Source organism: Pseudomonadota bacterium (assembly GCA_022361155.1).
Taxonomy (GTDB): Bacteria; Myxococcota_A; Polyangia; order Polyangiales; family JAKSBK01; genus JAKSBK01.
This window is the reverse complement of the sequence record JAKSBK010000393.1, coordinates 1-4268: the sequence shown is the minus strand read 5'-3', so window position 1 is coordinate 4268 and position 4268 is coordinate 1. Positions and strand designations below refer to the sequence as shown.

The following is a 4268-nucleotide window of genomic DNA, read 5'->3' as shown; positions in this document are numbered from 1 at the left end:
TGCAAGGCAGCACGAAACTCCGACTCCGGTGGGTCGACCCGCAGGGCGCGCAGCTGCTCGCCTAGCGGGTCTGGTGTCTTGGTTTCGGGATCGGTCATGGGCTGCCTTCGGGTTTGACGAGCGAGGGACCCGATAGGTTCCCGGCTGGCGGCCGGGTGGAGGCGGCAGGGCGCAGCAGCTCCCGCAGTCGCCGGCGTCCCCGCGAGAGCCGGGACTTGACCGTGCCCACTGCGATGCGCTCGATGGCAGCGATTTCGTCGTGCGACATGCCTTCCACGTAGAACAGCAGGATCACACTGCGAAACTCGCCAGGCAAGCGGTTGAGCGCATTCCACAGCCGTTGCCTATCCTGTTCCCTGGCGAGCTGCGCGTCGGGCTGCACGGCCAGCTCGTCGCAGGCTCGAGACGCCCGCAGCGAGGCCTGGCGGGCTTTTTCCTTGGCCGCCCGGCTGCGTGCCGCATCGATGCATACGTTGCGCGTGATACGGAACAACCAGGTAGAGAAGCTGGAGCGAAAGCGATAAGAGCGCAACGAGCGGTACGCCTTGACGAGCGCTTCTTGGGCCAAGTCGTCGGCGTCCTGCTCGTTCGAGCTGAAACCGCGCGCGAAACGTCGCGCCTGTCCGAGATGCGACGAGATGACCTTCTGGAAGGCGGCAACGTCGCCCTCCTGCGCCCGCCGGATGAGGCCGTTGATGTCCGCCGAGCTAGTCAAAGCCAGACCAAGGTGAGTGTCCGTGCGCGCGGTTGTGTTAGACGAGCCGCGGGCCGCCGGGGTTCCCGGATTCTATTACGGGAACCCTGTGAGCACGAACCTCGTCCTACCCGTCGCAACGGTCGGCCGACCGTCGTATTGACTACCCTAACCAGAAGGACTCGATATGAAACAGCTACTTCTTGCCGGTCTGGCGCTGCTGCTGGGTTTGCCAGCGGCCGTTCAAGCGCAAGACACCCCTGCACCTGACCCCACTCGCCCGGACCCTGGCCTGCGCGCGGATCTCGGTCCGGAGGCCCGCGCGGCAGCCAAAAAGCGCAGGGCCGAGCGGCGCGCGCTGCGGAAACAACACCGCGACCAGCGGCAGGGCCTGCGCGCCAAGGGCCGCGAGCTGCGGCAGGATCACCGATCCCAGCGGGCCGCCCAGCGGGCCGCCCGGCAGGCTGCGAATCCGAAGGACCCGGCACAGAGGGCACAGCTGCGCGAGCAACGCCGGCAGATGAGAGCCGAGCAGCGCGGAGAGCTCGGGGGTCTGCGCCAGCAACGTCGCCAGATGATGCAGGCTCAGCGCATGGAGCGCCGCCAGTTGATGAAAGCACAGCGTGCCGAGCGCTGGCAGCAGATGCGCGCCCGTCGCGGCCAAGCTGCGGGCGGCATGCGTGGCCAAGCCGGCCCCCGTCCTGATCGAGCCGGCCGTGGTTCCGGTCACTCCGGTGCCGGCCCTGGTCATCCTGGTGGTCACCCTGGCGCCCGCCCTGGTCATCCCGTCGCCGACGCCTCGCCCGGTCATCCCGGTGGTCACCCTGGCGCCGGCGCCTGGCCTGGTCATCCCGGTGGCCACCCTGGCGCCCACCCTGGTCATCCCGGTGGCCACCCTGGCGCCCGCCCTGGTCATCCCGGTAGCCACCCTGGCGCCCGCCCTGGTCATCCCGGTGGTCACCCCGGCGCCCGTCATGCTGGCGCACAGCCCAATCAAGCCGGCTCCAGGTAGGTCACAAACCAGCGAGCCGTCCGCACTGGAGCCCCACGGCTTTCCAAGCGGGACCACCCACGGCCGAGGTTCTTTGCGCTACGCGGCAGCCGGAGCGCAAGGAACCTCGGCCCTTTTTTCTTGCAGTTCGGGCTGCGGCTCAGCGACCTCGGAACACCGGCGGCCGCTTCTCGAGAAAGGCCCGGCGCGCTTCCCGGCCATCCTGGCTCGCGAACGCTGTCTTGATGTTATTGAGCTCGAACCGGACCTGAGCCTCGAGGTCGATGCTGGCTGTGGCCCGCGCGATACCGCGCTTGGTCAATCGTAGCGTAATCGGCGAAAGCCCGGCGACCGTACCGGCATATTCCGCGATGCGTTCGGGCAGCTCGGAATCGTCGACGATTTCGCTTACCAGGCCGAGCTCGAGCGCCTCCGGACCGTTCACCGTGCGGTTCTCCAGCAGAAAACGCAGGGCTCGTTCGTAGCCAATCGCCTGGGGCAGGGTGAAGGTCAACCCGCCGTCCGGCGAGCCTCCGATGCGCGGGTAGCCGGCCATCAGGCGTGCGCCGCGTGCCATGATGCGAATATCGGCTGCCATCGCGAGCGAAAGGCCTGCACCCACGGCCACGCCGTTGATGGCGGCGATGACGGGCTTGTCGCACGATTGTCTGAGGGTAAGCAGGAAGCGGCCCACCCAACCGATGTCGTCGAGCTGCGAGGTCTGTGCGCTTTGGGGATCCCCGACCCCACCTGGCTGTTTCAGGTCCAGGCCGGAACAAAAAGCGTCTCCAGTGCCCGTGATCACGACGAGCCTGCACGCGTCATCCGATTTTGCCTGTTCGATAGCGCGCACGATGCCCCATGCGAGCTCCGCGCTGAGCGCGTTCCTTGTCGCAGGTCGGTTGAGACGAAGTGTTCGCACGTGCTCGGCGTGGGTGATGATCAGCTCGTCGCTCACAGGTTTCTCCTCCTCCGGCATGGTTCCGGATCGCTTTCGGGTTTTACCACCAACGCCCCCTCCGACTTGCCAACCATCGACCTTAAGGGACATTATCGGCGCTGCATGGGCGATCAACTCGAGGCGTCTCAGGCGTCACGCGATCGGGCCGGCGTGACCGCGTCGCCCACACTGAGCGGCAAGACGCTCTTCATCACCGGGGCAAGTCGCGGCATCGGAGAAGCGATCGCGCTCCGGGCGGCTCAGGACGGAGCGAACATCGTGATCGCGGCCAAGACCGCCGAGCCCCACCCCAAGCTGCCGGGCACGATCTACAGCGCCGCCGAGGCAGTGACGGCGGCAGGAGGCCAGGCGCTGCCTTTGGTCGTCGACATTCGCTTCGAGGATCAGGTGCAGGCCGCGGTGCAAAAGGCGGCTGCTCGCTTCGGGGCGATCGACGTGCTGGTCAACAACGCCAGCGCCATCGGTCTCACCAGCACGCTGCACACTCCCTTGAAACGCTACGACTTGATGCACCAGATCAACGTCCGCGGCACCTTTGTCTGCTCGCAGGCCTGCTTGCCTCACCTGCTGAAGGCGCCGAACCCGCACATTCTCAACATCTCACCGCCTCTTGACATGCGCGCTAGATGGTTTGCTTCCCACGTCGCCTATACCATGACCAAGTACGGCATGAGCATGTGCGTGCTGGGCATGGCCGAGGAGTTTCGCCATCGGGGCGTTGCGGTGAACGCGCTGTGGCCCAAGACCGCGATCGCAACGGCCGCCATCAAGAACCTCCTCGGCGGCGAGGCTGCGATGGCCCGCTGTCGCAAGCCGAGCATCGTGGCCGACGCCGCCCGCGTGATCCTGTGCCGCGACAGCCGCAGCTACAGCGGCAACTTCGTACTGGACGAAGACGTATTGCGCGAGGCAGGTGTCCGAGATTTCGCGCACTATGCCATGGACCCTGGGTCGGCGCTGCAAACCGACTTGTTCGTGGGGTAGGCTAGAACGACATGGTACGGGTGTTGTTGTTCTCGCGGGTTTCGTCTACTTCGTTGTGGTAGTCTGCGATCGCACGTGCCTCGGTGGCCGGCCCGGAGCCGCCTGCGCCCATGCCAGGACCGCCGCTGCCCCCGCCTCCCGAATCGCTGCCGGCGATCCACTCGCGCAGCACCTGGTGCACCTGACCCGGATTGAGAATAGGCACGGCATCCAGGGGCGGGTCCGCCTCGCTGCCAACGCGAATCGCCGACATGTGCGGTCCAGAGCGACCCGAGCCCGCGTTCCGGAACCGTGCGACGAACGTCACACGGGTGCCCGGCGCAAAGGGTGGCGGAGGAAAGCTGAAAAAGGACTCCGCTAGCAAGTCGGTTTGCGGATCGATGGCGTGACCCAGGACGTCGCTGTTGTTGCTTTCGTTGGTTTCCATCACGGCGTTGCCGGAATCGGCCGTGGCATTGACGGCCACGAGCTGTCCGAACATGGTCCACGTGTGCATGCGAGCGGCGTCGTGGGTCTGCCCTGGTGACAGCGCCGGCACGCTGTACTCGCGGCCCATGGCTTCGCCCGTGAGCCTGATCCTGGCTTTGGTGGCAGGTACGGGCACGGTGCCGCTGTTGCGGATCGTCGCAGTGTAGATC

General features: G+C 66.4%; 5 protein-coding genes. 1 reads left to right on the top strand and 4 read right to left on the bottom strand.

Annotation, left to right across the window (positions count from 1 at the left end; translation table 11 throughout):
• Nucleotides 1-94: 94 nt before the first annotated feature.
• The 3 genes from MJD61_15160 to MJD61_15150 all read right to left on the bottom strand — a co-directional run bounded on the left by MJD61_15160 (nt 95) and on the right by MJD61_15150 (nt 2643).
• Nucleotides 95-715 (bottom strand): RNA polymerase sigma factor, encoded by a 621-nt coding sequence (locus tag MJD61_15160; GenBank protein MCG8556610.1) that lies wholly within the window; start codon nt 713-715, stop codon nt 95-97.
• A gap of 175 nt (nt 716-890) precedes the next feature.
• A complete protein-coding gene (locus MJD61_15155; protein MCG8556609.1) occupies nt 891-1691 on the bottom strand; it encodes a hypothetical protein in 801 nt (266 codons plus the stop codon).
• Nucleotides 1692-1845: 154 nt separating this feature from the next.
• Nucleotides 1846-2643, bottom strand: a complete 798-nt coding sequence (locus tag MJD61_15150) for an enoyl-CoA hydratase/isomerase family protein (protein ID MCG8556608.1) — start codon at nt 2641-2643, stop codon at nt 1846-1848.
• Between the two features lie 105 nt (nt 2644-2748).
• Between MJD61_15150 and MJD61_15145 the strand changes: the two genes are divergently transcribed.
• Nucleotides 2749-3630 (top strand): NAD(P)-dependent oxidoreductase, encoded by an 882-nt coding sequence (locus MJD61_15145; GenBank protein MCG8556607.1) that lies wholly within the window; start codon nt 2749-2751, stop codon nt 3628-3630.
• 1 nt (nt 3631) lies between these two features.
• On the opposite strand, the gene MJD61_15140 is transcribed toward MJD61_15145, so the two are convergent.
• Nucleotides 3632-4268, bottom strand: a 637-nt coding sequence (locus MJD61_15140; protein MCG8556606.1) for a hypothetical protein, incomplete at its 5' end; no start/stop codon positions are given.

What these genes read in the sequence shown, in the direction of transcription:
- MJD61_15145 (MCG8556607.1), top strand. Translation starts at nt 2,749, where the DNA reads ATGGGCGATCAACTCGAGGCGTCTCAGGCGTCACGCGATCGGGCCGGC.